This is a genomic window from Pseudomonas sp. CBC3 (assembly GCF_037967085.1).
Taxonomy (GTDB): Bacteria; Pseudomonadota; Gammaproteobacteria; order Pseudomonadales; family Pseudomonadaceae; genus Stutzerimonas.
Window position 1 is genome coordinate 544,869 of sequence record NZ_JBANEO010000002.1, and the last position, 26,708, is coordinate 571,576.

Annotated in this window: 25 protein-coding genes and 1 pseudogene; 13 read left to right on the plus strand and 13 right to left on the minus strand. The window is 60.5% G+C overall.

Annotation, left to right across the window (positions count from 1 at the left end; translation table 11 throughout):
* Positions 1-393: 393 nt before the first annotated feature.
* Positions 394-540: a hypothetical protein gene (locus tag V6943_RS09680; protein WP_165914192.1), complete on the plus strand. Its 147-nt coding sequence runs from the start codon at positions 394-396 to the stop codon at positions 538-540.
* 28 nt (positions 541-568) lie between these two features.
* Here V6943_RS09680 and V6943_RS09685 read toward each other — a convergent pair whose 3' ends face one another.
* Positions 569-988 carry an NUDIX hydrolase gene (locus V6943_RS09685; protein ID WP_340553333.1) on the minus strand — a complete coding sequence of 140 codons (420 nt, stop codon included), beginning with the start codon at positions 986-988 and terminating at the stop codon, positions 569-571.
* Positions 978-1,406, minus strand: coding sequence for a GNAT family N-acetyltransferase (locus V6943_RS09690; protein ID WP_340553334.1), 429 nt, complete (start codon positions 1,404-1,406; stop codon positions 978-980). The genes V6943_RS09685 and V6943_RS09690 overlap by 11 nt, the downstream gene beginning before the upstream one ends.
* 143 nt (positions 1,407-1,549) lie before the next feature.
* Here V6943_RS09690 and V6943_RS09695 point away from each other — a divergent pair, with 143 nt between their 5' ends.
* Together V6943_RS09695 and V6943_RS09700 are read left to right on the plus strand one after the other, a co-directional pair.
* Positions 1,550-3,490 (plus strand): sodium:solute symporter family protein, encoded by a 1,941-nt coding sequence (locus tag V6943_RS09695; protein ID WP_340553335.1) that lies wholly within the window; start codon positions 1,550-1,552, stop codon positions 3,488-3,490.
* A 261-nt stretch (positions 3,491-3,751) separates the two neighbouring features.
* On the plus strand, positions 3,752-4,267 hold the full coding sequence (locus tag V6943_RS09700) for a hypothetical protein (protein WP_340553336.1): 516 nt from the start codon (positions 3,752-3,754) through the stop codon (positions 4,265-4,267).
* An 87-nt stretch (positions 4,268-4,354) separates the two neighbouring features.
* Here V6943_RS09700 and V6943_RS09705 read toward each other — a convergent pair whose 3' ends face one another.
* The 3 genes from V6943_RS09705 to V6943_RS09715 all read right to left on the minus strand — a co-directional run bounded on the left by V6943_RS09705 (position 4,355) and on the right by V6943_RS09715 (position 6,267).
* On the minus strand, positions 4,355-5,146 hold the full coding sequence (locus V6943_RS09705; protein ID WP_131648275.1) for an SIR2 family protein: 792 nt from the start codon (positions 5,144-5,146) through the stop codon (positions 4,355-4,357).
* 9 nt (positions 5,147-5,155) lie between these two features.
* Positions 5,156-5,704, minus strand: a complete 549-nt coding sequence (locus V6943_RS09710; protein WP_131648276.1) for a non-canonical purine NTP pyrophosphatase — start codon at positions 5,702-5,704, stop codon at positions 5,156-5,158.
* A 113-nt stretch (positions 5,705-5,817) separates the two neighbouring features.
* Positions 5,818-6,267 (minus strand): group II truncated hemoglobin, encoded by a 450-nt coding sequence (locus tag V6943_RS09715; RefSeq protein ID WP_340553337.1) that lies wholly within the window; start codon positions 6,265-6,267, stop codon positions 5,818-5,820.
* 129 nt (positions 6,268-6,396) lie between these two features.
* Between V6943_RS09715 and V6943_RS09720 the strand changes: the two genes are divergently transcribed.
* A complete protein-coding gene (locus tag V6943_RS09720) occupies positions 6,397-6,828 on the plus strand; it encodes a universal stress protein (protein WP_340553338.1) in 432 nt (143 codons plus the stop codon).
* Positions 6,829-6,901: 73 nt separating this feature from the next.
* Here the strand turns inward: V6943_RS09720 and V6943_RS09725 are convergent, their stop codons facing one another.
* The gene (locus V6943_RS09725) at positions 6,902-7,246 is read right to left on the minus strand and encodes a YajD family HNH nuclease (protein WP_131648279.1); all 345 of its coding nucleotides are present in this window, start codon (positions 7,244-7,246) and stop codon (positions 6,902-6,904) included.
* A gap of 27 nt (positions 7,247-7,273) precedes the next feature.
* Positions 7,274-7,978, minus strand: a complete 705-nt coding sequence (locus V6943_RS09730; RefSeq protein WP_181102614.1) for a YebC/PmpR family DNA-binding transcriptional regulator — start codon at positions 7,976-7,978, stop codon at positions 7,274-7,276.
* Positions 7,979-8,193: 215 nt separating this feature from the next.
* Here V6943_RS09730 and V6943_RS09735 point away from each other — a divergent pair, with 215 nt between their 5' ends.
* Entirely contained in the window at positions 8,194-9,090 is an 897-nt protein-coding gene (locus V6943_RS09735) for an EamA family transporter (protein WP_340553339.1), read from the plus strand.
* A 48-nt stretch (positions 9,091-9,138) separates the two neighbouring features.
* Here V6943_RS09735 and V6943_RS20415 read toward each other — a convergent pair whose 3' ends face one another.
* From V6943_RS20415 to V6943_RS09745, 3 genes and pseudogenes are all read right to left on the minus strand, one after another.
* A complete protein-coding gene (locus V6943_RS20415; RefSeq protein WP_445324133.1) occupies positions 9,139-9,852 on the minus strand; it encodes a methyl-accepting chemotaxis protein in 714 nt (237 codons plus the stop codon).
* A 144-nt stretch (positions 9,853-9,996) separates the two neighbouring features.
* Positions 9,997-11,061, minus strand: a pseudogene (locus tag V6943_RS20420) (methyl-accepting chemotaxis protein); the annotation flags it as partial.
* 183 nt (positions 11,062-11,244) lie between these two features.
* Positions 11,245-11,433: a hypothetical protein gene (locus V6943_RS09745; RefSeq protein ID WP_131648283.1), complete on the minus strand. Its 189-nt coding sequence runs from the start codon at positions 11,431-11,433 to the stop codon at positions 11,245-11,247.
* A 119-nt stretch (positions 11,434-11,552) separates the two neighbouring features.
* On the opposite strand from V6943_RS09745, the gene dgt reads away from it, so the two are divergent.
* Entirely contained in the window at positions 11,553-13,049 is a 1,497-nt protein-coding gene (dgt, locus tag V6943_RS09750; protein WP_340553341.1) for a dGTPase, read from the plus strand.
* Positions 13,050-13,106: 57 nt separating this feature from the next.
* Here dgt and V6943_RS09755 read toward each other — a convergent pair whose 3' ends face one another.
* A complete protein-coding gene (locus V6943_RS09755) occupies positions 13,107-13,760 on the minus strand; it encodes a TetR/AcrR family transcriptional regulator (RefSeq protein WP_340553342.1) in 654 nt (217 codons plus the stop codon).
* 95 nt (positions 13,761-13,855) lie between these two features.
* Between V6943_RS09755 and V6943_RS09760 the strand changes: the two genes are divergently transcribed.
* Together V6943_RS09760 and V6943_RS09765 are read left to right on the plus strand one after the other, a co-directional pair.
* The gene (locus tag V6943_RS09760; RefSeq protein ID WP_340553343.1) at positions 13,856-14,953 is read left to right on the plus strand and encodes an efflux RND transporter periplasmic adaptor subunit; all 1,098 of its coding nucleotides are present in this window, start codon (positions 13,856-13,858) and stop codon (positions 14,951-14,953) included.
* A gap of 5 nt (positions 14,954-14,958) precedes the next feature.
* On the plus strand, positions 14,959-18,033 hold the full coding sequence (locus V6943_RS09765) for an efflux RND transporter permease subunit (protein WP_340553344.1): 3,075 nt from the start codon (positions 14,959-14,961) through the stop codon (positions 18,031-18,033).
* A 21-nt stretch (positions 18,034-18,054) separates the two neighbouring features.
* Here the strand turns inward: V6943_RS09765 and V6943_RS09770 are convergent, their stop codons facing one another.
* Positions 18,055-18,615 (minus strand): TetR/AcrR family transcriptional regulator, encoded by a 561-nt coding sequence (locus V6943_RS09770; protein ID WP_340553345.1) that lies wholly within the window; start codon positions 18,613-18,615, stop codon positions 18,055-18,057.
* A gap of 144 nt (positions 18,616-18,759) precedes the next feature.
* Between V6943_RS09770 and V6943_RS09775 the strand changes: the two genes are divergently transcribed.
* The 5 genes from V6943_RS09775 to V6943_RS09795 all read left to right on the plus strand — a co-directional run bounded on the left by V6943_RS09775 (position 18,760) and on the right by V6943_RS09795 (position 25,193).
* Entirely contained in the window at positions 18,760-19,359 is a 600-nt protein-coding gene (locus V6943_RS09775) for a glutathione S-transferase family protein (protein ID WP_340553346.1), read from the plus strand.
* Between the two features lie 11 nt (positions 19,360-19,370).
* Complete coding sequence (locus V6943_RS09780; protein ID WP_340553347.1) at positions 19,371-20,300, plus strand: pyridoxamine 5'-phosphate oxidase family protein; 930 nt, start codon at positions 19,371-19,373, stop codon at positions 20,298-20,300.
* 3 nt (positions 20,301-20,303) lie between these two features.
* On the plus strand, positions 20,304-21,050 hold the full coding sequence (locus V6943_RS09785) for a Zn-dependent hydrolase (RefSeq protein ID WP_340553348.1): 747 nt from the start codon (positions 20,304-20,306) through the stop codon (positions 21,048-21,050).
* 226 nt (positions 21,051-21,276) lie between these two features.
* Positions 21,277-24,291 carry a transglycosylase domain-containing protein gene (locus V6943_RS09790; RefSeq protein ID WP_340553349.1) on the plus strand — a complete coding sequence of 1,005 codons (3,015 nt, stop codon included), beginning with the start codon at positions 21,277-21,279 and terminating at the stop codon, positions 24,289-24,291.
* Positions 24,292-24,413: 122 nt separating this feature from the next.
* A complete protein-coding gene (locus tag V6943_RS09795; protein WP_340553693.1) occupies positions 24,414-25,193 on the plus strand; it encodes a PhzF family phenazine biosynthesis protein in 780 nt (259 codons plus the stop codon).
* Positions 25,194-25,226: 33 nt separating this feature from the next.
* Here the strand turns inward: V6943_RS09795 and mapR are convergent, their stop codons facing one another.
* A complete protein-coding gene (mapR, locus tag V6943_RS09800; RefSeq protein WP_340553350.1) occupies positions 25,227-26,636 on the minus strand; it encodes a GntR family transcriptional regulator MpaR in 1,410 nt (469 codons plus the stop codon).
* Positions 26,637-26,708: the final 72 nt, after the last annotated feature.

A 26,708-nucleotide genomic window follows, 5' to 3' on the forward strand; every position in this document is an offset into this window, starting at 1 on the left:
CACAGCGTGTAAGAAAAGAGTGAAAAGTTTTGCTGGCTATACTCCTTTTACTGAGCGCGATTCTTTAACTGCTTGATTTGAGAGGGGAAAAATAAAATCTCACATCCTTATCAAAAAGCCATTACGAATTTTTGGGAGTTGTAGTTGTCGTCTAAAACTTTAATATCGCACCCGTGCTTAAGGACAAGTGCAGGCCGGCAAGGATGTTGGTCAGGATTAACCGCTGGATGCGGTGCGTCAGGAAGACGAGCTGGGAATAAAGGAAGCAGGGAAGGAGGCGGGCGGGGATTAAACCCCGCCCCTTTTTTTGCCTGCGAATAGGTATTCGATCCCGCCGAACGACTGCACTGCTGGGTGGCCTAACGTTCTGATTCAAACTCAGAGGAGCTCACCATGAACGGCAAAGACTCGAATCAACCTACCCAGCCGGGATCAGATCAAGAAGACCACATCGAGCGCCGTCCAGACGAGGCCGATGAAGATAAGCTGGACGAGGCGCTAGAAGAAACCTTTCCGGCAAGTGATCCCATCTCTCCATAGCCTAGCGCCAGCACCAGATGATGGTGTGTCAACTTTCTTCCGCTGCTAGCCGCTGGAGCAGAGCGGGGAGTACCTGTTCGCGCAACAGCGGGGCGAGATGTTCCTGCTGCTGCGTACGAGGTACCAGCCAGTCCAGCGCTTCGATTTCTGCCTGTACCTGTACCTGGCCTTCAACACGGCCCACAAAAACGTCTGCTTCAACCCAATGATCTGGCTCGTTGGCTGCGCGCGACTGGAAATGTCCAAGCGTCTGCAGTTGCGATTCCTCGACCCGTAAACCCAGCTCCTCGTGAAGCTCGCGCCGCAACGCCTGCAACGGCGTTTCTCCCGCCTCGATCTTGCCGCCCGGCAACATGAACATCCGTGTACCGCGCTTGCGGACGACCAATATGTGACCGGCTTCGTTGAACAGGCAGGCTGTAGCGATCTTCAAAACGTTATGTGACATGGGAATTCTCGTTATCGTGCCATAGCGCCACGAGCTTCTTGTTTCGGTTGTAGCGCTGCAGACGGGATGCCAGCACTTCAGGCAGAACCGTGGCCTCGCTGAAGTTCAGTTGTCGGTAGAAGGCAGTTACCTTGGGCTCACAAAACAGCCAGACAGGTCCTTCATTTGCGGCCAGTGCCTGGGTTACCAACCGCGTCGCCAGGCCCTGGTTGCGCTGACTCGGGGCGACCAGCAATCCGGTCAACCAGTGACCACCGGCAATGCCGCTCAAGCAGAGACCGGCAACGATATCGGTGTGCCCGACGACCCAGCAATGCGCACCGGCCGGTACCCGCATGTGGCTGCGATGGGCTCGGTAGAACTTGTCGAGTAGCGGCTGACATTCGGCAGGTAATTGGCGCGGTTGGAGTTCGAACATGAGTGGTATCCGATGACGCAGCGCATGGTACCCGATGAGCGCCGTCAGCTGGCTAGCCGGCCCGTCCGATCCGTTTATCCGATGGCCGCAATTTTTCGCTGCAGTGCAGGCTCTGAAGAGAACTACTCCACAGGGCCATAACAATGATAGATCTCCTGATAGTGGTGGTTTTCATCCTGTACGGTCTGGGTTCGGGCCTCCGTGCGCGCGGAAAGGCTTCTCAGAGCCTCGATGAGTATTTTCTCGCCGGCAAGACGATCAAGGGTTGGAAGGCCGGCTTCTCCATGGGGGCGACTCAGTTCGCCGCCGATACGCCGCTGCTCGTTACCGGCCTCGTTGCGACGGCTGGCATCTTCGCGCTTTGGCGATTGTGGATTTACGGCCTTGCGTTTCTGCTCATGGCGTTCGTGTTCGCGGTTGGCTGGCGCAGGGCCGGCGTATTGACCGATGCCGAGCTGACCCGAGTGCGATACAGCGGCAAGGGTGTCACTCCGCTACGTTTGCTCAAGGCGATCTACTACGGCACGGTGATCAATTGCGTGGTGCTGGCGATGGTGCTGGTGGCTGCCATTCGTATCGCCGAGGTGTTCTTGCCATGGCACCTGTGGCTGCCCTCCGGAGTTTACGAGCCCATCGTGGATTTCATCGCCACTACAGGCATACAGCTCGGGGAAAGTATTACCGGGCTGGAGCCGGCGAGGATGAGCGCCAATAACCTGATATCGATTCTGCTGATTCTCGCGTTCACCGCGATGTATTCGATAACCGGGGGGCTACGCGCTGTCGTCCAGACCGATGTGGTGCAATTCAGCCTGGCGATGATCGGCACGCTGTTTTATGCCTGGTTCGTCGTCGACGCCGCCGGTGGGTTAGGCGGATTGACGGATCGCATCGTGGAGATCTACGGAGCCGAGCAGGCGAGCAGGATGTTGTCCTTCGCCCCTCCAGCCGATGCGGGTGAGGCGCTGATGCCGTTCCTGGTCATTATCGGTCTGCAGTGGTTCTTCCAGATGAACTCCGATGGTACTGGCTATCTTGCGCAGCGAAGCATGGCGTGCCCGACCGACCGCGACGCTCGAATCGCCGGTCTGGTCTTCGCCTGGCTACAGATCTTTCTGCGTAGCCTATTCTGGCTAGCGATCGCGGTTGGGCTGCTGGTGCTGTATCCGTTCACTCCAGCCGAAATGGCCGGCGATGGTTTCACGGCCGGGCGAGAAGCACTGTTCGTGCAAGGTATCGAAGATTTGTTACCGCCCGGTGTGCGCGGCCTGATGCTCGTCGGATTGCTGGCCGCGCTGGCTTCTACCGTCGATACACACCTCAACTGGGGCGCGTCTTATTGGAGCAACGACGTCTATGGCGGCGTATTCGCACCACATGTGCTCAAGCGCAAGCCAAGGGACCGCGAATTGGTGCTGGTGGCGCGGTTGTCCAACGTGCTGATTCTGGTGATCGCGATGATCATCATGGCCAATCTCGGTTCGATCCAGACCGCCTGGTTCATTTCGCTGCTGTTTGGCGCGGGGATGGGTTCGGTACTAGTGCTGCGTTGGCTCTGGGAGCGAATCAATCTGTACTCGGAGCTAACCGCCATGGCGGTATCGCTGATTACGGCGCCTTTGCTTCTCTATTACCTGGGCACCGATCCGGAGCGCGAATGGATACGTCTCGGGATCATGGCCTTGACCACTACATCCGCCGCGATCCTGGTTACCTTCATCACTCCGGCGACCGACGACGCCACGCTCAAACGCTTCTATCGCCGTGTTCGCCCCTTCGGCTTCTGGCGGCACGCAGCGATGCTCAACGGCATTGGGGCTGCGGTGTCGGTCAAGGCGTTGGGGACTCGGCTGTTCGCCGTGGTGGTAACCGCCGTTTCGCTTTTTACATTGCTGATCGGTGTTGGCCGCTTGATGTTCCCTCCACCACAGGGAAGCTCCCTCATCAGTTGGCTGTGTCTGGCGGTTGGGTTATTGCTGATACCGGTCTGGCTACGAATCGCCATGGGACGACAGTTCGATACGGACCCAGAAGATGAACCACTGCCGGAAGACGTGTCGGCACGAAAAAGTGGCTCGGCGTGATATTAACTATCCATTCTAAGTTCGGATTTCATGTCGGCTGACCGGTTGCATAGATTCGCTCCGTTTGTTGTTTGGCGAACTCAGCCCGGTCAGGCCTAACTAGCGAAGCGGCGATAAAAAAATAAATAATCAATTAAAATAACGGGTTGCTTGACATACCTAAAATAAAATGAACAGTGGTTGTGCCCTCTTGTCATTAAAATACGCATCGCGTGAGCGTTACTGCGTATTCCGCCATAGTAAGAACAAGAGGGTGTTGTCATGAAACGACTTTTCAAAACTTCTCTCCTGGTTGCCGCCATGCTTCCCGCTATCGCAGTTGCTGCTCCGGTGGCGGGTGATCGTGAAGTTACCTTGAGTGGTGCGGGAAGTAGCGATAAGGATTTCGACGATACAGTGTTCTCGGTACAGGGTAGTTGGGGTACTTATCTTGATGAGCGATCCATGTGGGGCATCCGGCAAACGGTAAATGCTCGCGACTCGGAAGATGAAAGCGTCCAGTTCGACGGCTCGACCCGCGTGTTTTATGACTACCACTTCGGTAGTGGAAACACTCGCCCATTCATTGGCCTGAGCGTGGGTGGGGTCTACGGCGAAGAAGTGGACGAGACCTTCATGGGTGGACCGGAACTCGGCATCAAATACTGGGTTCAGGACAAGACGTTCATCACTGCGATGGCTGAGTATCAGTTCCTGTTCAAGAGCGGAAGCGATGCGCGAGATCGTTATGACGATGGAGCGTTCTTCTATAGCGTCGGTATTGGTTACAACTACTGATGCATGCGAGTGCGATGCCCGACGGCATCGCACTTTTATCGATTCGTTTGTTTATTCTTTCGCTTCGCTTGATATAACCATTACCCGTTAGCCTTCAACCAGATTTCGCAAAAAGTTCTGCAAGGCCAACCCCGGTTCGTCATCTTCCGAAGTGATCATCTGAATTCCCCATTGGCTGAGAATCTCTTCCTGCACCGGGTTGGGTTTGTGCGAGAAGACATAGGATATCGGCCGGACGCCAAGGGTTTCGTGTTCGTTCCAGATCTTCGATAGTTTGTAGAACAATAATCGAATGTTGGTATCCGAAAGGCTATAGCCAATAAACAGAACGGCTTTGCTCAATGTGTCGGCGCGTAACTTGATATCCAGCGGCGTTTCGAATTGCAGGCGTTCGTAATAGCTCGTTTCGTCGAGCACGATCGAGTCATCGTCATCGAAGTCGCCGTGGAATTTGACGATCTGCCTGACGCCATCACGGGCCTTTACCAGGTCACTGGCATTGGCGATTTTGATGTAACCGACGCCATGAGCGTCATGGGCATTTTCCAGCCAGCGGTCGTAGTTGGTCGTGTAGATGGCTGGAAACCGGCCCTGAACGATCAGCCGGTGAATCTCCGAATCGCGGATCTCGATGCTCTTGTGCCACTCTCGGTCCATCCAGCTGCGCAGTGGCCCGATGTTGCCTTTCCTGATGCGGTAGTACTCGGCAAGCGAGAGGAAGTTTCCATAGGTATCGAAGACATCGGGGTCGTAATCGAGTTGCTGGGCAATTTCGTTGATCAGGTCGCGCCAGGGCGGTAATCCGATATTGGCCGACACGCCGGAGCCTACGAAAAGAATCAGGCGGTTATGCCGGTACGCCTCCAGAAGCTTCTGCATCGATACCTCTCAGACCCGGCGCAAGTGATTGATGAAGGCATCCAGTGCCCGCTTACGCATGGAAAGCTCGTTATGGACGCCGCCCAACTCGGCGAACGTGCAGGAATAACCGTCGGGAATGAACACGTTGTCCCACTCGAAGCCCTCTGCACCCGCCGGTTCGCGGGAAATCCTGCCGGTAACTTCTCCCTCGAAGAAATGCCGCTTGCGACCGTCGCAGTAGCCGATCAGCGAACGTGCCACCGCGGAAGGGTCGTCCAGATTGCCGATCAGTTCGGAGAAGCGCACAGCGTGCAAGCGATCCCAGAATGTCTGGGTCAGCCCGCCGGGAAAGCCGTTCAGGCTATTGATGAACAGGCCCGAGTGCTCGACGAAGACCGGTTTGCCAATCATTTTGAAGGCGTCCATCAGCTTGTCACTGACCAACTGATGCAGATCTTCGGTTTGCTGTTCCACGATGCGCACCGGGAAGCTGATGATCTCGATGCCGCTCTGCTCGAGGAATTCTCGTGCGTCGCGAATCTTCTGCTCGTTGACCGAGGCAAAGCGGATCTTCATCTAAATCACCCTGACTGCTGTTCGAAGCTGCGGATGCCGCATCCGAGCATCGTTATCCCACAGAGTTATGACGCAGCGATGTGCCCAGGGTTCGGCCTGTCGATCCGCGTCGGCTATGGGAGCGGCGAGTGCGGGTGCGCCGGACACGACTGTAGTCCGGCTTGCAGGATGCGTTCCGCCGGTACCCGCAACTGAACCAACAGGTAGTCGGCGAAGTCCGCTGAGTAGTCCTGCCTGGCAATGGCGAGCGCCATGCATTCGAGCCAGGCGTCCCGCTCAGCTTCGCCCACAGTCCAGCGTCTATGGAATTGCGGGATGCTGATGCTGCCGAATTTTTCGGCGTAACGGCGCGGCCCACCCAGCCAGCCACAGAGAAACGCCGCCAGACGTTCGCGCGCCTCGCTCAGATCCTGCGGATATAAACGACGTACGCAATGGGCGGCTTCGTGCTCGTCCATGATCCGGTAGAAGTCCGTGACCAACTGTTGGATGCCGGCTTCGCCGCCGGCTGCCTTGAAAGAGGCGTCGCCGACGCCGAACGGAGCGTTGGAGGTTGTACTCATCGACTGTCTCGCAAAGGAGTTGATTGTTTCCGGTGCCGGAATTGATCCAGCGCAATGGATATGTTCCTGGCGCTCGGGTGCATTGGGCGGTGGTCTATGCTGTTTTCAAATGTTCAATGGAGACCCGCCATGCGCAATATTCTTTTAGCTTTCGACGGTTCGGACAACGCTAAACGGGCGCTGCGATACATCGTCGACTTCGCCGCCGATGCGCCTAAACCGCTTCAGGTGCACGTCCTGAATGCGCAGCAGGAACCGGTCATCTATGGCGAATTCGTCACCGCAAGTACGGTTGAAGATCTGAACAAGAGCTTTCTCGAAAAATCTCGCCGTACTCTGGAGGAAGCCGCTACGGAGCTACAGGCCGCCGGCATACCGCACCAGACCCATGCCGTTCTAGGCGATGTCGCAGCGCAGGTGAATACGGCGGTGCAGCAATTTGGCTGCGACACCGTCGTCATGGGCACACGCGGCCTGGGCAGTTTCACCGGCATGTTGTTGGGCTCGGTTGCCAACCGTGTGGTCCATGAGGTTTCGGTGCCGGTCCTGCTGGTCAAGTAACCGGGACGTGTGAGCTGCGCCCGTTTCGTCGCGGCTCACGGCGAAACGGGAACAAATCCCCGAAGTCACTGAGTCAATCCGACTTGCCCTTGAGCAGGTCACCCAGGTTGGCGAAGGCCTTGAAGGTTTCCTTCGGGCCCAGATCGCTGCCTGGCCTGGCTTCGGCCTGATACTGATTGTCCGTATAGCGGGAATGCTCGTTGTCGTGGCAGTACAGGCAGAGAAGCTCCCAGTTGGAGCCATCCTCGGGGTTGTTGTCATGGTTGTGGTCCTTGTGGTGGACCGTCAACTCGCTCAGTCGCTTGCCGGAGAACTCCCGCGCACAGCGTCCACAGACCCAGGGGTACATTTTCAGCGCCTTCTCGCGGTAACCCTGTTCGCGCTGGGCATACGGCGTATTCGGTTTGTTCGTGCTCATGACCTTTGCCCTCCATTGAATCCAGAGTCAGCCCGCCAAGCCGACATAAACGTTCTGCACATCGTCATGGGCATCGATGGCCGCGAGGAAGGCTTCGACCTCTTCGAGTTCCGCGTCCGACAGGCTGGTGACTGGGTTCTTGGGTCGATAGCCGAGCTGTGCCGACTGTACGGTGAAGCCCTGTTCGGGCAGCGCACGGCAGACCACATCCATGTCGCTAGGGTCACTGATGAATAGCGTGGCCCCGTCTTCGGCGGCTTCGAAATCCTGCGCGCCGGCTTCGATGGCGGCCAGTTCCGGATCGGCATCAGCTGTGTCCGGCGCCGCTTCGATCAGGCCGCAGTGGTCGAAATCCCAAGCGACCGAGCCGGACGAACCGAGCTGACCCTTGCGGAACAGTACGCGGATTTCAGCGACGGTGCGGTTGACGTTGTCGGTCAGGCACTCGACGATCACCGGCACCTGATGCGGGGCGAAACCTTCATAGGTGGTGCGCTCGTAGTTGACGCTTTCACCGAGCAGGCCGGCGCCTTTCTTGATTGCGCGCTCCAGGGTTTCTCGCGGCATCGAGGCTTTCTTGGCCTGTTCCACCACCAGGCGCAAGCGGGGATTCATATCCGGATCGGCGCCGCTGCGGGCTGCGATCATGATCTCCTTCGACAGCTTGCCGAAGGTACGTCCCTTGGCGTTGGCTGCCGCTTCTTTATGCTTCGCTTTCCACTGTGCGCCCATGCTTGCTCTCGTGCGGGTTGATTCGTTTGGCTAGCGATTCTAGCCCTTGCGGCCGAAGCTGGCACGGAGTGCATGTCATCGATAAATGTCGGAAAGAGCCCCGTCGCGGGGCAGGTTTACCGCGCTGCGACTGTATTGCCGAATCCTTTGCTCGCTGTATGAGTGCACGATCGCTATGGAGGGCTTTAATAATTTTTTAATGTGAGAAGTGCGCTATGGCACCCAAAGACCTCCTGCTGGCCCTCGTGGTAATCGTTGTTTGGGGCATGAACTTCGTGGTGATCAAGGTCGGTCTGGACGATATTCCGCCGATGCTGCTGGGCGCGTTGCGTTTCCTGCTTGCCGCGTTCCCGGCGATTCTGTTCATCAAACGTCCGCAACTGCCGCTGCGCTGGCTGCTGGCCTATGGCGCGACTATCTCGCTTGGGCAGTTCGCTTTTTTGTTCTCGGCCATGAATGTCGGCATGCCGGCCGGGCTGGCCTCGTTGGTGCTGCAATCGCAGGCATTTTTCACGCTGTTCTTCGCCGCGCTGTTTCTTGGCGAGCGCCTGCGGGCGACCAATTTCATCGGCTTGTTGATCGCGGCGGGCGGGCTGCTGCTGATCGGCATGCAGGGCGATCGCAGCATGACCTTGGCCGGCTTCGTGCTGACCATCTGTGCGGCGTCGATGTGGGCGCTGGGCAATATCGTGACGCGCAAGGTGGGCAAAGTGAATCTGGTCGGATTGGTGGTGTGGGGCAGCCTGATTCCACCGATCCCATTCTTTGCGCTTTCATGGATGCTGGAAGGCCCGCAATTGATAGAAAGCGCGTTGCGCGGCATCGGCTGGAGTTCGGTTCTGGTGCTTCTCTATCTGGCGTTCGGCGCCACCATCCTCGGCTACAGCCTGTGGAGCCGGCTGTTGTCGCGCTACCCGGCTAACACCGTGGCGCCTTTCTCGCTGCTGGTACCGGTGGTGGGGCTGACCTCCGCAGCGCTGCTGCTCGATGAGCATCTTGGTGTGATGCAGGCGATCGGAGCGCTGCTGGTAATGCTGGGGCTGATGATCAACGTAGGCGGCGGCTGGCTGCTGGGCCGGGTGCGCATGGCGCTGGGCGGTTCGGCTGCCTGAAGAAACCGGATCGCGACTTCCATGCCCGATCCGGTTCTGCAGATCACATTAGACCTTGAAGCGGCCAATCAGCGTCTGCAACTCGCTGCCCAGTTGAGCCAGTTGCGCCGTGGACGCGGCCGTTTCCTGCGCCGCTTCGGCGGATTGGTCGGCCACATCGCGCACGTTGAGCACACTGCGATTGATCTCCTCGGCCACTGAACTTTGCTGCTCCGCAGCGGTGGCGATCTGCTGATTCATCGCCTGAATGATCGACACTGTCTCGGTGATCGCCTGCAGTTCCTCACCGACATCACGCGCCAGGCTGACCGTGTCCTTGGCGAGACTGCTACTGCTGTCCATCATCCCCGAGGCGGTACGCGCGCCTTTTTGCAGGTTGCTGATCAGCTCCTCGATCTGCGCGGTGGATTGCTGGGTGCGCTGTGCCAGGCCGCGGACTTCGTCGGCGACCACGGCGAAACCACGACCCGCCTCGCCTGCACGTGCCGCCTCGATTGCCGCGTTGAGTGCCAGCAGATTGGTTTGTTCGGCGATGCCGTTGATCACCGTCAGCACGGTGCTGATGCCATCGGTTTCCTGGTTCAGCTGGGTCATGGCTTCGGCGGAAAGCGTAACTTCCGCGGATAATCGATCGACTTGTGCCAGCGCCCGTTGCACCACGGCGTTGCCCTTGGTTGCCTGTTGGTCCGCGCGCTTGGCAGCGCCGGATGCTTCTTCGGCGTTGCGCGCCACTTCCTGTACCGTGGCGGTCATTTCATGCATGGCGGTGGCGACCTGATCGGTTTCCTGACGTTGGCTGTTCACGCCTGCGCTGGCCTGGGCGGTGACCGCCGACAGTTCTTCCGAGGCGGCCGCCAGCTGCGTGGTAATACCGCCAATATGGCCGATGAGCGATTGCAGGTTGCTGCGGGTTTTGCCCAGCCCATCGAGCAGCTGACCGAACTCGTCGTGGCGTTTATCCACATCCTGTCCGGTCATGTCGCCGGCGCCGATACGCTCGGCCATTCGCACCGCCTGATTCAGCGGCTGGGTAATCTGCCGAACGATCAAGGCGCTGATCAGCACACCTAGGGCAATAGCCAGCAACGTGATGCCAATGACTTGCACCTTCTTGGTCTGGGCTTCCTCGGCGCGTTTGCTGGTCTGGCTGGCGATGATGCCCTGAGCCTGTTCATAGAGCCTGGCGAAGATCGCCTCCATGTCCTGGTGCGCCTGTTGTTGCAGAGCGACGATGGGCGGTAACTTCTTGACCAGCTCGACGTATTCGTTCGCGCTGGCCTTGAGTATCTTCAGGCGTTCGGCCTGAGGCCCGATCAGCTCGCTTTCCAGGGATGTGATGGCCGCGTTGAGGCTATCGAACTGCTGATTGAGCGCCTGCAGGGCGGCCTCGGACTCTTCCATCAGGTAGCCACGCACCGTGTAGCGCAGCAGCCGGTTCTGCTTGGACAGTTCGCTGGTGAGCAGGGCGATGTTGGCGGTATCGCTGGCTGGATGCAGTACCGGGTTGCCCTGGACGCCGTTCCAGCGTCGCTCCAGGTCGCCGATCAGTTTGTCAGTGTTGTTTCCAGTTTCGACCCAGTTGGCGCGCGTTTGCGTTTTCTGCGCGTGGAGGGCTACCAGTCTTTCGAACGCATCCTGGTAACGGTGGGCTTCATTGGCGATGGTTTCCAGATATTCGAGGTCTTGTGGCTCGGAGAAGCTGGCCCTTTCTTGTTCGATGATCTGAACGATATTCGCCACCGAATCCTTGACGCGAGCGACGTGGCTGGGATCGCTGCGCCGCTCGAAGCGCACCTGCGCGTAGCGAATTTCGTTGGCTTCGTTGAGCAGGCTTTCAGCCGTCTGTGCCTTGTCGCTGCGGGAGATCAGCGCGTCCATGCTGAACACGCCAATAACGGCGACGCAGACGGTCAACAGCAGTACGGCTGCGAAACCCAGAGCCAGCTTGTAGCTGACCTTCAGATTTTTCATTGTTATTTCCTCAAGGCCGGATGCCACTGAAGTTAGTCGTGATATGACATCGGCAGAATCAGCCTTTACTTGAATATGTTGTCTGATGACTGCAGGGGTTTTTTCTGCTCACAACGCATCGCCTGCCGTTGAGGCGAGGCGATTGAGGTCTGGTTGAAGTGTTGGTGCCGGGCTGGCTGTGCTTCAGCCTTCGTTCAGGCGAGCCAGTTCACGGCGAACCATCGCCGCGTATTCTGGTGGGGTGAGTTGGTAGAGTTCCGAGGCGACCCAGGGCAGCCAGCGAGCTCCCAGTTCGGGTCGCTTGTCGAGCAGCCGCCGTGCTTCGGCGGTCGCCCGCTCGGCATGTTGGCGATGAAAATCCGCTCTGCTCATGATGCTTCGCTCCTGGCTGAGCGGGCGATTCTAGTCGAGCAGGGCTCGGCGGGGCAGCGGTCTTGGTAAAGCCGTCATGCCGCGCTAGGCTCGGCTTTCTTATTTATCGAGTGCGATCCATGCCAGTGCCCCTGAACTTCAAGGACAAGATCACCCGTCAACGGCCCTACGGCCAGTTGGAGCCGGGGATGCGCGCCTCGGAAGGCAATCTGCAGGCGGTCATCGATCAGCTGGAAAGCGACCGCGGCCGAATCATAAATTCGGCGGCGGTGCGCCGCCTACAGCAGAAAACGCAGGTGTTCCCGCTGGAGCGCAATGCGGCGGTGCGTAGCCGGCTGACGCATTCGTTGGAGGTCCAGCAGACCGGTCGTTTTATCGTCCGTACGCTATATAAGCAGCTTGGCAACAAGGCCAGCCTGTATGGCCTCGATGATCTGGAAGGGGCACTGGAAAGCTTGGTGGAAATGGCCTGCCTGATGCACGACATCGGTAATCCGCCCTTTGGACACTTCGGCGAGTTCGCCATCAGTGAGTGGTTTGCACGCCATCTCGAGACGCTTTTCGACTCGGCCGTACCGATGGAGCAGGGCGGTATCGAGCTGCGCGCACGCATGCTGCTCGATCTCAAACAGTTCGAAGGCAACGCTCAGGCGATTCGTTTGGTGGTGAGCCTGTTGCGGCTCAATCTGACCTATACCCAGACGGCCGGCCTGCTCAAGTACGTGCGGGCTGCCTACGCGCCCAAGCCTGACAAGGGCACGCCTGGCGCCTATCTGCACAAGAAGCCGGGTTTCTATCTATCCGAAGAGCCGTTCGTGGATGATTTGCGCACCGCGCTGGGTCTGCAATCCGGCACGCGCCATCCCGTCGCCTACATCATGGAAGCAGCGGACGACATCGCCTATTGCCTGGCCGATATCGAGGACTCGGTGGAGAAGGGCATCTTCACCATCGAACAGCTGGCAAATCTGCTGGTGGTCAAGTTCGCCGAGCACGGGTCGCCGGACGAGCCGATCGCGCCAGCTGGGCGCAGCTTCCGCAGCATGGTCGCCTATGCCGAGTCGAGGGCGCGGAGGGAACCGATCAACAAGGTTGGCGAGTTCTTCATCTGGTTGCGGGTGAACATGGTCCATCCGCTGGTGCAGCACGCGGCTCAGCAGTTCGTTGACAACATCGAATCCGTCTACCACGGCACGCTGGATCGAGCGCTGCTGGAAGATTCCAGTCTGGCCAACGCCATCGTGCAGACCTTCAAGGACGTTGCGATGGACCGCGTGTTCTGCCATCGGGAAGTGGAAACCCTGCAATTGCAGGGCTATCGGATTCTGCAGGGCTTGCTCGACGCCTATGCACCAATGCTGCGTGTCTCCCCGGAAACCTTCCAGGCCTTGACCGAGAGTGGCTGCCGCAGCGAACCACATCTGCAGATGCTGGCGCGGCGATTGCCAAGCCAACTGATAAAGGCCTACCACGAGGCCATGAAAGCCCACCCCATGGAATCGCCTGACCAGCCGTTGTGGGAATTCTATTACCGCTGCCGAATGCTGCAGGATTTCGTCAGTGGTATGACCGATCAGCTGGCGCAGGACGAATTTCGAACGCTTTCCGCGCTGTAGATCCTACGGCTGCTCCCGCTGCGTTGTGATTGTTCGAGCTGGGATGTTCGTGCCGGCTCAGCCCTCCGCAGACTGCGCGCAGCCATAGGCGCGGATGAACAGCGCGACGCAGTCCTGCACATGTTCGTCGGCCTCTTCCGAATCGGGCGCATCCGTGTAGCCGATCAGCAAGCGGAAGTGCGCAACGCCTTTTATCAACGAGCAGAAGTGTTCGGCGGCGCGCATGGGCTCGCTTGCCTGCAGCAGTCCGCGCTGGTTGGCCTGAATCAGCAGATGCTCCAGATCTACCAGCAAGCGCTGCGGTCCCGCATCGAAAAACATGCGTGACAGCGCGGAATTCTGCGTGGCCAAGGCGACCATGACACGGTGCAGTCCGATGGATTCCGGGCTGTTGACCAGCGCATGGAATGCGCGGCCCAGATCCAGCAGCACCTGCCGGATCGAACAACCGTCTTCGAGTAAGAACAGCGTGCGCGGCAAGCGCGTCTCGCAGGTGGTCTTTATCGCCTCGCCAAATAGCGCCTCCTTATCCTTGAAGTGGCTATACAGCGTGAGCTTCGAGACGCCCGCCTCGGCGGCGATGGCGTCCATGCTGCTGCCTTCATAGCCGTTGCTCAGAAACAACACCTGAGCGGCGGCGAGAATCGCTTCGCGCTTGGCTGGATCCTTCGGGCGGCCCGGGCCAGAGGGTACGGATTGGTTTTCTGTCATATGGTTTTTAATACTGGACTGGTGAGTTCGCTATTTTTACTATACCGCGCAGTACAAGTATTAGAACCCGCCTTGCGACAGAGAGAGAACCAAACGTGTTCCGACATGCCTTGCCTTTCCTTGGTGTCATTGGTCTCGCCTTGTTATCCGGTTGCGGCAATGGCGAGCCCGAGCAGCTCTCGGCAAGGCCGGTCATGGTGGTTCAACCGCAACCGGCCAGCGAGGCGGTTGAAAGCTATCCGGGCGAGGTGCATGCGCGTTACGAGCCTGAACTGTCGTTCCGAATCGGCGGAAAGGTGACCGAGCGTCTGGTCGAAGCCGGTGAACGGGTGCGCAAGGATCAGCCGTTGGCCAAGCTCGATCCGCGCGACGTGCAGTTGCAGTTGGAAGGTCTGCGCGCCCAGGTAGCCGCCGCCGAGGCCAACCTTCGCGTCGCGCGCGCCGAGCACGAGCGCTACAAGACGCTCATGGATCGCCAATTGGTCAGCCGCTCGCAGTTCGATTCTTCCGAAAACGCCTTTCGCTCGGCCCAGGCGCGTCTGCAGCAGGCGCGCGCTGAGTTCGACGTGGCGCGCAACCAGGTCGACTACGCCGTTCTGCGGGCGACCCGCGATGGAGTGATCGCGCAACGTCGGGTCGAGGTCGGCCAGGTGGTCGCGGCAGGGCAGACCGCGTTCGTGTTGGCCGCTGATGGCGAGCGTGAGGTGGCGATCCATTTGCCGGAGCAGGCGCTGGATCGTTATGCGGTGGGGCAGAAGGTCTCGGTGGAAATCTGGTCGCATCCCGGCAAGCAGTACCCCGGACACATTCGCGAGTTATCGCCGGCGGCCGATCAGCAATCGCGTACCTACTCGGCGCGCGTCGCGTTCGCCGATGCCGAGGTGCCGGCCGATCTGGGTCAGAGCGCCCTGGTGTCGATCCGCAACAACGGCGAGGTGCCGCTGGCCGTGCCGCTTTCGGCTGTCACGGCCGAGCAGGGCAAGGCCTATGTCTGGCGAGTGACGGAGGGCGCCACCTTGGAGCGAGTCGCTGTGCGCACCGGTGCCTTCGGCGAAACTCTGGTACCCATATTGGATGGCTTGCAAGCTGACGACTGGGTCGTGCTGGCCGGCGTTCAGATGCTGCACGAAGACCAGGAGGTAAGGGCAGTGGACCGCGACAACCGACCGGTCGTGCTGGCGGCGCAGGAGTAATCGCGATGCGCTTCAATCTCTCCGCCTGGGCGCTGGGTAACCGGCAGATCGTGATCTATCTGATGTTGTTGGTGGCCGTCGTCGGGGTACTTTCCTACAGCAAACTCGGCCAGAGTGAAGATCCGCCTTTCACCTTCAAGGCGATGGTGATCCAGACTCAATGGCCCGGCGCCACGGCCGAGGAAGTCTCCCGTCAGGTCACCGAGCGCATCGAGAAGAAGCTGATGGAGACGGGCGATTACGAACGAATCGTTTCCTTCTCGCGACCGGGCGAATCCAACGTGACCTTCATGGCGCGCGATTCGATGGGCTCCGGGGAGATTCCCGAACTCTGGTACCAGATTCGCAAGAAGATCGGCGATATCCGCCATACCTTCCCGGCCGGCGTGCAGGGCCCTTTCTTCAATGACGAGTTCGGCACCACCTTCGGCAACATCTATGCGCTGACCGGCAAGGGCTTCGACTATGCGGTGCTCAAGGATTATGCCGACCGCATCCAGCTGCAGCTGCAGCGCGTGACGAATGTCGGCAAGGTCGAGCTGATCGGCCTGCAGGACGAAAAGATCTGGATCGAGCTTTCCAACGTCAAGCTGGCCAACCTGGGAGTACCGCTGGAAGCCGTGCAACAGGCGCTCGAAGCGCAGAATACGGTGTTGTCGGCGGGCTTCGTCGAGACCCCGAGCGACCGCGTCCAACTACGCGTGACTGGCAGCTTCGAGACGGTCAAGGAAATTCGCGACTTCCCCATCCGCGTGGCTGGCAGCACCTTCCGTATCGGCGATGTCGCTGACGTCTATCGTGGCTTCAACGATCCGCCGGCGCCCCGTATGCGCTTCATGGGCGAGCCGGCGATCGGTCTGGCGGTGTCGATGAAGGACGGTGGCGACATCCTCATGCTGGGCGAGGCACTGCAGGGCGAATTCGCGCGATTGCAGCAGGAATTGCCGGCCGGCATGGAGCTGCGCAAGGTGTCCGACCAACCGGCGGCGGTGAAGACTGGTGTCGGCGAGTTCGTTCAGGTACTCATCGAGGCGCTGGTGATCGTGCTGCTGGTGAGCTTCTTCTCGCTCGGCGTGCGCACCGGTCTGGTGGTGGCGCTATCGATCCCGCTGGTCTTGGCGATGACCTTCGCGACCATGAATTACCTCGACATCGGTCTGCACAAGATATCGCTCGGCGCGCTGGTGTTGGCGCTCGGGCTGATGGTGGACGACGCGATCATTGCGGTAGAGATGATGGCAATCAAAATGGAGCAGGGCTTCGACCGGCTCAAGGCGGCGAGCTACGCCTGGACCAGCACGGCTTTTCCGATGCTGACCGGCACCCTGATCACCGCGGCGGGTTTCTTGCCGATTGCCACGGCGCAGTCGAGTACCGGTGAATACACCCGTTCAATCTTTCAAGTGGTGACTATCGCACTGGTTGCCTCGTGGATCGCCGCGGTGGTATTCGTCCCTCTATTGGGTGCGAAACTGCTGCCGGATCTGGCCAAGCGTCACGCGCAGAAACACGGCGGTAGCGACGAAGGGCACGATCCCTATTCGACGCCGTTCTACCAGCGGGTCAGGCGCCTCATCCAGTTCTGCGTGCGTCGGCGCAAAACGGTGATCGTGCTGACGCTGTTGCTCTTTGTCGGTGCGATCGGCCTGTTCCGCATCGTCCCGCAGCAGTTCTTTCCGGCGTCTGGGCGTCTGGAGCTTATGGTCGATCTCAAGCTGGCCGAAGGCGCTTCGCTCAAGGCCACTGAAGCCGAGGTGCACCGCCTCGAAGAAATGCTCAAGGATCGTGCAGGTATCGATAACTACGTGGCCTATGTCGGCAACGGGTCACCGCGTTTCTATCTACCGCTCGATCAGCAGCTGCCCGCTACGAGCTTCGCCCAGATCGTGGTGCTGGCCGAAAGCATTGAGGAACGCGAAGCCCTGCGCAGCTGGTTGATCGATCGCCTGCGCGAAGATTTCCCGACCCTGCGTGGGCGCGTCAGCCGGCTGGAAAATGGCCCGCCCGTGGGGTATCCGGTGCAGTTCCGAGTGACCGGCGAGCACATTGATGCGGTGCGCAAGTTGGCGCGTCAGGTCGCAGCCAAGGTGCGTGAGAACCCCCACGTGGCCAACGTCCACCTGGATTGGCAAGAGCCGAGCAAGGTGGTTTGGCTGAATGTCGACCAGGATCGCGCCCGCGCCCTTGGGGTGAGCACGGTCGAGCTATCGAGTTTCCTCAAGCGCACCTTCACCGGTACCACCGCCGGCCAGTTTCGCGAGGACAACGAGCTGATCGAGATTCTGCTGCGCGGCACCGAACGTGAGCGCGAGATGTTGTCGATGCTGCCCAGCCTGGCGATTCCTACCGCCAGCGGCCTCAGCGTGCCTTTGTCACAGGTCGCCACGCTGGAATATGGCTTCGAGGAAGGCGTGATCTGGCATCGCAATCGCCTGCCGACGGTGACGGTGCGTGCCGATATCTATGGCGAACAGCAGCCGGCTTCGTTGGTGCAGCAGATCGAACCGACGCTGAGCGAAATTCGCGATGCGCTCCCCAGCGGCTATCTGCTGGAAGTTGGTGGCACCGTAGAAGATTCCAGCCGTGGGCAAGCGTCGGTGAATGCCGGTATGCCGCTGTTTATCATCGTCGTGATCAGCCTGCTGATGATCCAGCTCAAGAGCTTCTCGCGCTCGGCCATGGTGTTTCTCACCGCGCCGTTGGGGCTGATCGGCGTTGCGCTGTTCCTGCTGTTGTTCGGCAAGCCGTTCGGCTTCGTCGCGATGCTCGGCACCATCGCGCTGTCGGGGATGATCATGCGCAACTCGGTGATTCTGGTGGACCAGATCGAGCAGGATATTGGCGCCGGGCAGGATCGCTTCAACGCCATCATCGATGCCACGGTGCGCCGCTTCCGGCCCATCGTGCTGACCGCGCTGGCATCGGTGCTGGCGATGATTCCGCTGTCGCGCAGCGTGTTCTTCGGGCCGATGGCCGTGGCGATCATGGGTGGCTTGATCGTTGCGACCGCACTGACGCTGATGTTCCTGCCGGCGCTTTACGCGGCCTGGTTCCGCGTGAAGGAAGAGCGTCCGGCATAAGGGCGCATCGCCGGCGTTTATTCAGACGCCGGCAGCCTGGAGCAACTGATCGGCCGCCGCCTTGGCCAGCAGCGCCTGATCAGCCGGCCCCTCGATGTGCGCCATGCTCAGCGCACCCTCGATCAGAAACTGCAGTTGTCGCGCGAGCTGTTCTGGCTGCGGTGCGTCGAGCGCTTCGAGCAGCTCGCGCACATGCGTCTGAAACTGAGCCTTATACGTCGCCGAGCGCTGATGAATCGGATGGTCGCGGTCCTGATATTCAGCCGCGGCGTTGATGAACAAGCAGCCACAGAACGCGCTCGGGCTGTGAATCATATTGTTCAACCCATCGAAAACGCCGAGCAGCGCCTTGCGTGGCGGCAGCGCGTCGCGCGCTTCGCGCAGGCGCTCGAGCATTGGCAGCTGACGGGCGTCGAGCACCGCGAGAATCAACTCTTCCTTCGATTTAAAGTGCTTGTACAGCGTCATCTTCGCCACGCCAGACTCGCTGAGAATCCGGTCAATGCCCGTGGCGTGGTAGCCCTCTGTGTAGAACAGCCGCTCGGCGGTGCTGAGCAATAGGTCGCGCTTGTTCGTTGCCATATTGATCTCCTCGGCCGGCCATTATGCGGGAGCGATTCTTTTCCCTCCAATCGTCATCCTCGTGAAAATCTGTGCTTGAAGTGTACAGACAGGTCTGTCTATTATCCAGTCGTGCCTCACCCAACCACGCGAAGGAGCGATACGATGAAACTGTACGATCTGACCCTGTCCGGTAATTGCTACAAAGCGCGACTGTTTCTCAGCCTGATCGGCCAGACGGCTGATCTGGTGCCGGTGGACCTGCTGCAAGGCGAGCACAAGCAGCCGGAGTTTCTCGCCTTCAATCCGCGTGGACAGGTGCCGGTTCTGGAGGACGGCGATATCCGTGTGATCGACTCCCAAGCCATCCTCGCTTATCTGGCACGGCGCTACGCCGAAGAAGTCTGGTATCCGCAGGATGCGCTGACCCAGGCGCGCATTGTCGGCTGGCTGAGTTTCGCGGCCAACGAGATGCATCATGGCCCGGCCACGGCTCGGGTAGGGCGCTTGTTCCGCCGTCCAATCGACGAACCCTTGACCACCAGCCGAGCGCTTGCCGCATTACAGCTGGTCGAGCAGCAGCTCACCGAACATGCCTGGCTGGCCGAAACCGCGGCGCCCACCATCGCCGATCTCGCGGTGTATCCCTATGCGGCGCTGGCTGGCGAAGGCGGTATCGATCTTGCTCCGTATCCGGCAATACGCGCCTGGTGCTCGCGCATCCGTGAGCTGCCGGGCTACATCGGCATGCCCGGCCTGGAGTAGGAGATACCGCGATGAGCAGTTCCTTTCACGTCGGCGAGCAATGGGTGCAGACCCGCGCTGGTGTTCGCGAAAAAGCTGAGCAGATAGGCAATCGCATGATCCGCCCGTTCATGTCTGAGCAGCATCGTGAATTTTTCGCCCAACTGCCGGCTTTGCTGGTGGCGGCAGTGGACAGCGAAGGGCAGCCTCACGCATCGGTACTCTGCGGCGCGCCGGGGTTTGCCTGGTCACCGCACGCGGCCTTGTTGTCTATCGAGGCCAGACCGCAGGTTGACGATCCGATCGCGCCGTTACTGCATCCGCGCGCTGCGGTCGGTTTGCTCGGACTCGAATGGCCGACGCGCAGACGCAACCGGATGAACGGACGAATCGTAGAAAGCGATGAGCGCGGCTTCAGCGTTGCGGTCGCCCAATCGTTCGGCAATTGCCCGAAGTACATCCAGGCGCGCAACTGGCAGGCGACCCCGCGCCTCCCGGGTTTAATGCTCGAAGGCGATAGCCTGGACCAGCAATGGCTGACGCTGGTGACGAAGGCGGACACGCTGTTCATCGCCAGCCAGAGCTCGGACCCACAGGGCGGTGGGGTGGATATCTCGCATCGTGGCGGACCGGCCGGCTTCATTGAAATCGGTGGGGACGGTCGTCTCTGGATGCCGGATTACAGTGGCAATCGGCTGTTCAACACGCTCGGCAATTTGCTTCGCGAGCCGCGTTGCGGACTGCTGATGATCGATTTCAGCAGCGGCGATCTGCTTCACCTGCAGGCGCATGCCGAGGTGGTCTGGCCTGAGCAATATGCGGCGTTGGGCGTCACACCGCCGCCCGGCGCCGAGCGAATGCTTGCACTGACTCCGGGACGCTGGATGCTACGCCGCTCGCGTTTGCCGTTGGCGTTCGCTTTACCCCAGTTCTCGCCATTTCTTCCCAAGGCAGGAGTGTGAGCCATGCGCAGCCTGAGGATTATCGGCCTGTCATTTATGCTGTTGGCCGGGACCGTGAACGCGGCCGAACTGCGCTTCAGCTTGGTTCGCACTGCGCAGACTACGTCCAGCGGTGAATTCGCCTGGCGTGACGGTGGCTGGGTAGCGCCGCCAGTGGTCAACCACATAGCCGTTCTGATCGAACATCAGGGCAGTCGGCTGTTATTCGGCACGGGCCTTGGCCGGCAGATCGATGCGCAGCTGAACAGCGCGGTTCCCTGGCGTGAAAAGCGCTACGGGGCCGTGCAGCCTGTGCGTGATCAGCTGGATCGTGACGGCATTACAGTGGATCGGGTTGTGCTGGGTTGCGCCCGTTGGGAGTACGCGTCAGGGCTGGCTGACTTCGCCGATTTGCCGGTGCTGGCCAATCCGGACAGCATCCATTACGCCAGTACCGCAACGCCGCCCGCAGTGATCCCAGCGCAGTACGCCCATGGGGTCGATTGGCGGCCGCTGCGCTTCGAACGGCGTTCTTTTTATGGATTCGAGGACAGCCTCGACCTGTTTGGCGACGGGCGGCTGATAGTGGTGAAACTGCCCGGACATGGCGCGCTAGGACTGTTTCTCCTGCTGGATGATGGGCAGCGCTACTTCTTTCAGGGCGATGCCGTCGGCAGTGAAGGCGCTCAGCCGCTACCTGCCGACGTCTTGCAGGTGCAGGATGCTCAGCTGCAAGCGCGACTCGGTTTTTATCCAACCTGGATCGAATAAGGGGCTCTGCCAAGGCCGTTCTTGAGCGGCTCCGTTCGTCTGCTTGAACACGTGAACGAAGCGCCAACAGCTAAGCTTAAGCCTGTGATTTTCCTAGGAAGCCAGGCCGGAACATATGGGCGCAGTATGGCGGAGCGATACCTCCCGGGCGGCTGGGGGCAAGCGCGCATCGAAGACCAGTAAAGCTGGTAGACCCCCCACCCACGGCAGCCGTCTGGCGCGCCGCATGACGCTGTTGCTGGGCATTTCGCTGCTGGCAGGCGGCGGCTATGCAGCCTGGCATGAGATGCACACCTCAAAGCTGCAGGCGCTCTGGCTGAGCCGTTATGCCGAGAACCTCGACTATCGGGTCGAGCCCGGCGCAAGCACCAGTATCCATTTTCCCGAGGCTGGGCCGTTCGACCGGCGTCTGGGCTACTCGGCCCTGCCGACCTTTCTCGAACGGCTGGCCGAACGCGGTTTCGATATCCAGCAGCAGGTGCGTTTTTCACCGGCTTTGCAACGCTACGCCAGCCACGGCTTCTTCGTGCCCTATCCAGAAAAGTCGCAGGCGGGGCTGACGATAGACGATTGCCGGGGTGAACCCCTGTACGCCAACAGCTACCCGCATCAGTACTACGAAACCTTCGAAGACGTGCCGCCCATCATCGCGATGAGCCTGCTGTTCATCGAGGATCGTGGGCTGCTCAATGCCGAGCGGCCGCACGCCAATCCAGCGGTGGACTGGCCGCGTTTCACCATGGCTGCCGTAAGTCAGGTCGAGAAGAAGCTCGGCCTGCCGGTGCAGGCTGCCGGCGGCAGTACGCTCGCGACCCAGGTGGAGAAATACCGCCACTCGCCCGAGGGCCGAACCGGAAGCGTCGAAGAGAAAATTCGGCAGATGATTTCGGCGAGCGTGCGCACCTACCGCGAAGGCCAACAGACCCTGACCACGCGCAAGCGTATCGTGCGCGACTACCTCAACAGCGTGCCGCTGTCGGCGGCGTACGGCCACGGCGAAGTGCATGGCATCGCCGATGGGCTGCGCCTCTGGTTCGGCGCGGATTTCGCCGAGGTTAACCGTGCGCTGGATTCACGCCGCAACGCCGATGTCAGTTATGAGGCGCAGGGTCTGGCGCTGCGCCAGGTGTTGTCGCTGCTGATCGCGCAGCGGCGTCCATCGTATTACCTGTTCGCCGGGCGCGACGAAATGGCGACGCTCACCGACAGCCACATCCGTCTGCTGGCCAACGGCGGCGTGATCGACACCCGGCTGCGCAACGCGGCGCTGCAGCAGAAGGTCAGCTTTCGCGACCTGCGCCGTGAACCGGGTATTCGTGAAGTCCCGACCAGCAAAGGCATCACCGCTGCGCGCATGCGCCTGAGCAGTCTGCTCGGCGTGTCGCTGTATGAACTGGATCGTCTCGATCTGGCCGCCACCACGCCGCTGCACGGGGAATTGCAGAAGCAGGTCAGCGATTATTTGCTGCGTCTGGCGGAGCCGGAGTTCGCGGGCGAGGTCGGGCTGTTCGGCGAGCGCATGCTGTCGCCGGAGCGCACGGCGGACGTGCGCTACAGCTTCACGCTGTTCGAGCGCGGTGAGCAGGGCTTTCGCGTGCGCGTACAGACCGACAACACCAACCAGCCGTTCGACATCAATGAAGGCAGCAAACTGGAGCTGGGCTCTACGGCCAAGCTGCGCGTGCTGACCACCTATCTCGAAGTGATCGCCGAATTGCACGATCGCTACGCGCAAAGCGAGATCAGCGAATTGCGCAAAGCCGAGGCAGTCGATCCGCTGACACGCTGGGCCGTGGGTTATCTGATCGAGAACGAGGACCGCAACCTGCCGGCAATGCTCGATGCGGCGCTGGAGCGGCGTTACTCGGCCAGTCCCGCCGAGCGTTTCTTCACCGGTGCGGGCATGCACCGGTTCGGCAATTTTCGTCGTGAGGATGACGGACGTTTGCCTACCATGCGCGAGGCGCTGCGAGAGTCGATCAACCTGCCGTTTGTACGCCTGATGCGTGATCTGGTGAGGTACAGCACCTACCAGACCTCCAACGGCGCTGAGCTGTTGAAAAGTGACGACAACCCCGAGCGGCGTGAATATTTGCGACGCTTCGCCGACCGCGAGGGCTCGGTGTTTCTTCAGCGCTTCTGGAAAAAGTACCGTGGCAAGACTGCAGACGAACGCATCGAAGTGCTGCTGGACGGCATGCGCCCGACGCCGCCCCGGCTCGCTGCGGTGCATCGCTACCTAATGCCGGAAGCCGATCACGCCGCCTTTGATCGCTTCCTCAAGCAGGCCCTGCCGGGCGTCGAACTTAACGACGAGAAACTCGATTCGCTGTACACCCGTTACGGCCCCGGTGCCTATAGCCTGCCGGATCAGGGTTACATCGCCCGGGTGCATCCGCTGGACCTGTGGTTGCTGGGCTATCTGATCAAGCACCCGGATGCGGGTATCTCCGAGGTGATTGCCGCCAGCACCGCCGAGCGCCAGGAAGTCTACGGCTGGCTGTTCCGCAGCCGGCACAAGAGTGCGCGCGACAGTCGTATCCGCATCATGTTGGAAGTGGAAGCCTTCACCGATATTCATCGCCGCTGGCAGCGCCTGGGTTATCCCTTCGATCATCTGGTGCCGTCGCTCGCCACCGCGCTGGGCAGCTCCGGCGACCGCCCGGCCGCGCTGGCGGAGTTGATGGGCATTATCGTCAATGACGGCGTGCGGCTGCCCAGCGCGCGTATCGACAGCCTTCATTTTGCCAGCGACACGCCGTATGAAACGCGCGTGGGCATCAGGCCGAATACGGGTGTCAGGGTGCTGCACAGCGAAGTGGCCGCGGCTTTACGCGAAGCGCTCGCCAATGTGGTCGAGGGTGGTACGGCGCGCCGGCTGCGCGGCAGCTTCCTGCAGAGTGACGGCGAACCGCTGCGTGTGGGCGGCAAGACCGGAACGGGCGACAACCGCATCCAGACCATTGGGGCCGGCGGGCGGCTGATCAGTTCGCTGGCATTGAACCGGACTGCCACCTTCGTTTTCTTTCTCGGCCCGAATCATTTCGGCACTTTGACCGCCTACGTTCCAGGGCGCGGCGCGGACAGTTTCCGCTTCACCTCGGCGCTGCCGGTGCAGGTGCTCAAAGGCATGGCGCCGATTCTCCAGCCCTATCTGCAGATCGGCGCACAGACGCAATGTCAGCCGCCGGCAGGGCCGATCAAGCCCACGCTGACCGCCAGCATGGTGTCCAGCTCCTGACCCGGCCGCAGCCACGTCACTCAGGAAGATTGCCGAGCGCTTTCCGCTCGGCGAGACTCGTTCGATCAGCGCGCCCGATGGCGGGCGCCAAACAGGGATGAGGGCCGAGCATGAAACTGCCGATCTACCAGGTCGACGCATTCACCGATGAGCTGTTCAAGGGCAACTCGGCTGCGGTGGTACCGCTGGAACAATGGCTGAGCGATGCGCAGATGCAGTCGATCGCCATCGAAAACAACTTGTCGGAAACCGCCTTTCTGGTCCGCGAGCCGGACGGTGCCTTTCACATTCGCTGGTTCTCGCCCATTACCGAGATCGACTTTTGCGGTCACGCAACGTTGGCCAGCGCCTTCGTGCTGCTCAGCCAGCGAATGGCGACGGCGCCGCTGACCTTCCGTGCGGCGGCGGTGGGCGACATCAGCGTCGCGCAGCTGGACGACGGCTTGCTGGAAATGAACTTCCCCAACCGCGAACCCGAGCGCGTAGATAACCCACCGGCGGAGTTGTTCAACGGCTTAGGCATCGTTCCGCAAGTCGTCCTGAAAAGCAGTCAGGCCTGGTTCGCCGTGTATGAGGACGAGGATCAGGTTCGCAACTTAACGCCCGATTTCGCCGCCCTCAAAACACTCGCGCCACTGGATGTGGTGATCACTGCGCGGGGGCGTGAGCAGGACTTCGTCTCGCGTTACTTCTGGCCGGCCAATGGCGGCGATGAGGATCCGGTGACGGGCTCGATCTATGCCGGCCTCGCGCCCTACTGGAGCGGGCGCCTGGGCAAATCGTCGCTGGTTGCGCTGCAGGCCTCGCGTCGTAGCGGGCTACTGTATTGCCGGGTGGAAGGGGAGCGCGTGTTCGTCGCCGGGCGAGCAGTGCAGTACCTGCAGGGAACGATCGAGGTTTAGCGTCGTGTGTGGCTTACTGCCCAGGTTTTGTTTTTAAAACGATTTGATCATCCGTCCGAGCAATTCCATGGCCTTTTCACTGCGCTCATCCCAGGGGTGGCCATGGTTCAACCGCGCGCAGTTTCGGAATCGTTGAGTGGCCGAGAAGATCGGGCCGGGGGCGAGACTGATGCCTTGGGCGAGCGCGAGCTGCAGCAGCTGCAGGGAATCGACCCGCTCCGGGAATTCGAACCACAGAAAGTAGCCGCCTCCGGGGCGCGTGACCCGCGTGGTCGCCGGGAAATGTCGGGCGGCAGAGGCGAGCATGGCGCCCTGTTGCATTTCCAGTGCGTGGCGCAGCTTACGCAAGTGACGATCGTAGCCGCCGTGCTGCAGATAATCCGCAATGGCCGCCTGGGCCGGGACCGAGGGCGAAATGGTGGTCATCAACTTGAGCCGGCTGATCTGCTCGGCGTACCGCCCGCCAGCGACCCAGCCGACTCGATAACCCGGCGCGAGGCTTTTGGAGAATGAGCCGCAGTGCATGACCAAACCCTCACGGTCATGGCTTTTGACAGGCTTGGGCGGTTCCTGGGTGAAATAGAGCTCGGCGTAGACGTCATCTTCGATCAGCGGCACCTGATGTTGCCGCAGCAGCTGGTAAAGCTGCAGTTTCTTCGCTTCACCCATGCTCGCGCCCAGCGGATTCTGCAGGCTGCTCATAAACCAGCACGCCTTGATCGGAAGCTTGGCGAGGCTGTCAGCGAGTGTGTCCAGATCGATGCCCTCGCGCGGATGCACCGGGATTTCAACGGCCTTGAGCTTGAGCCGCTCCAGCACCTGCAGCGTGGCGTAGAAGGCGGGCGCTTCGATGGCGACCAGATCACCTGGCTCGGTCACGACCTGCAGACATAGATTCAGCGCCTCCATGGCGCCGGTGGTGATCACCAGTTCGTCCATCGGCAGCATCACGCCGCTGACCATGTAGCGCAGGGCGAGCTGCCGGCGCAGGTTCGGATTGCCAGCCGTCATCTCGGCGATCACCGCGCTGGCCGGCATGTCGCGTACGCACTGAGCCATGGAGCGTGCCAGGCGTTGCAGCGGAAAGAGTTCCGGGCTGGGAAAGGCCGAGCCGAAGGGCACGGTGTTTGGGTCGCGTAGCGAGGCGAGTACCGAGAACACCAGCTCGCTGACCCCGACGTCGGTGGTTTCGGCCAGTCGCGGACCGATCTCGGGTTCGTGCAGCGGCCGCTTGGCGTGTTCGCGAACGAAGTAGCCCGAACGCGCCCGCGCCTGGATCAGACCGCGATCCTCGAGCAGGTAATAGGCCTGGAAAACCGTCGACGGGCTGACCCCATAAGTGCGGCTGGCGTGGCGCACCGACGGCACTCTTTCGCCCGGCCTTAGTACGCCGGTGCGGATCAGTTCGGCTATCTCGTCAGCGAATTTTTCGTAGCGCTTCATTTGTTTGGCTCACCTGCAATGCCGGGTGACGATACTGCACGGAGCGCGGACGGTGTATCTCGTGTTGCCGCG

Bases quoted from the DNA above. Each gene is read 5' to 3' on its own strand.
- dgt (WP_340553341.1), top strand. From the start codon at position 11,553: ATGCCAGTGCCCCTGAACTTCAAGGACAAGATCACCCGTCAACGGCCC.
- mapR (WP_340553350.1), bottom strand. From the start codon at position 26,636: ATGAAGCGCTACGAAAAATTCGCTGACGAGATAGCCGAACTGATCCGC.
- V6943_RS09680 (WP_165914192.1), top strand. From the start codon at position 394: ATGAACGGCAAAGACTCGAATCAACCTACCCAGCCGGGATCAGATCAA.
- V6943_RS09790 (WP_340553349.1), top strand. From the start codon at position 21,277: ATGACGCTGTTGCTGGGCATTTCGCTGCTGGCAGGCGGCGGCTATGCA.
- V6943_RS09700 (WP_340553336.1), top strand. From the start codon at position 3,752: ATGAAACGACTTTTCAAAACTTCTCTCCTGGTTGCCGCCATGCTTCCC.
- V6943_RS09775 (WP_340553346.1), top strand. From the start codon at position 18,760: ATGAAACTGTACGATCTGACCCTGTCCGGTAATTGCTACAAAGCGCGA.
- V6943_RS09705 (WP_131648275.1), bottom strand. From the start codon at position 5,146: ATGCAGAAGCTTCTGGAGGCGTACCGGCATAACCGCCTGATTCTTTTC.
- V6943_RS09765 (WP_340553344.1), top strand. From the start codon at position 14,959: ATGCGCTTCAATCTCTCCGCCTGGGCGCTGGGTAACCGGCAGATCGTG.
- V6943_RS09695 (WP_340553335.1), top strand. From the start codon at position 1,550: ATGATAGATCTCCTGATAGTGGTGGTTTTCATCCTGTACGGTCTGGGT.
- V6943_RS09785 (WP_340553348.1), top strand. From the start codon at position 20,304: ATGCGCAGCCTGAGGATTATCGGCCTGTCATTTATGCTGTTGGCCGGG.
- V6943_RS09730 (WP_181102614.1), bottom strand. From the start codon at position 7,978: ATGGGCGCACAGTGGAAAGCGAAGCATAAAGAAGCGGCAGCCAACGCC.
- V6943_RS09745 (WP_131648283.1), bottom strand. From the start codon at position 11,433: ATGAGCAGAGCGGATTTTCATCGCCAACATGCCGAGCGGGCGACCGCC.
- V6943_RS09725 (WP_131648279.1), bottom strand. From the start codon at position 7,246: ATGAGCACGAACAAACCGAATACGCCGTATGCCCAGCGCGAACAGGGT.
- V6943_RS09715 (WP_340553337.1), bottom strand. From the start codon at position 6,267: ATGAGTACAACCTCCAACGCTCCGTTCGGCGTCGGCGACGCCTCTTTC.
- V6943_RS09710 (WP_131648276.1), bottom strand. From the start codon at position 5,704: ATGAAGATCCGCTTTGCCTCGGTCAACGAGCAGAAGATTCGCGACGCA.
- V6943_RS09720 (WP_340553338.1), top strand. From the start codon at position 6,397: ATGCGCAATATTCTTTTAGCTTTCGACGGTTCGGACAACGCTAAACGG.
- V6943_RS09685 (WP_340553333.1), bottom strand. From the start codon at position 988: ATGTCACATAACGTTTTGAAGATCGCTACAGCCTGCCTGTTCAACGAA.
- V6943_RS09780 (WP_340553347.1), top strand. From the start codon at position 19,371: ATGAGCAGTTCCTTTCACGTCGGCGAGCAATGGGTGCAGACCCGCGCT.
- V6943_RS09770 (WP_340553345.1), bottom strand. From the start codon at position 18,615: ATGGCAACGAACAAGCGCGACCTATTGCTCAGCACCGCCGAGCGGCTG.
- V6943_RS20415 (WP_445324133.1), bottom strand. From the start codon at position 9,852: ATGCATGAAATGACCGCCACGGTACAGGAAGTGGCGCGCAACGCCGAA.
- V6943_RS09690 (WP_340553334.1), bottom strand. From the start codon at position 1,406: ATGTTCGAACTCCAACCGCGCCAATTACCTGCCGAATGTCAGCCGCTA.
- V6943_RS09735 (WP_340553339.1), top strand. From the start codon at position 8,194: ATGGCACCCAAAGACCTCCTGCTGGCCCTCGTGGTAATCGTTGTTTGG.
- V6943_RS09755 (WP_340553342.1), bottom strand. From the start codon at position 13,760: ATGACAGAAAACCAATCCGTACCCTCTGGCCCGGGCCGCCCGAAGGAT.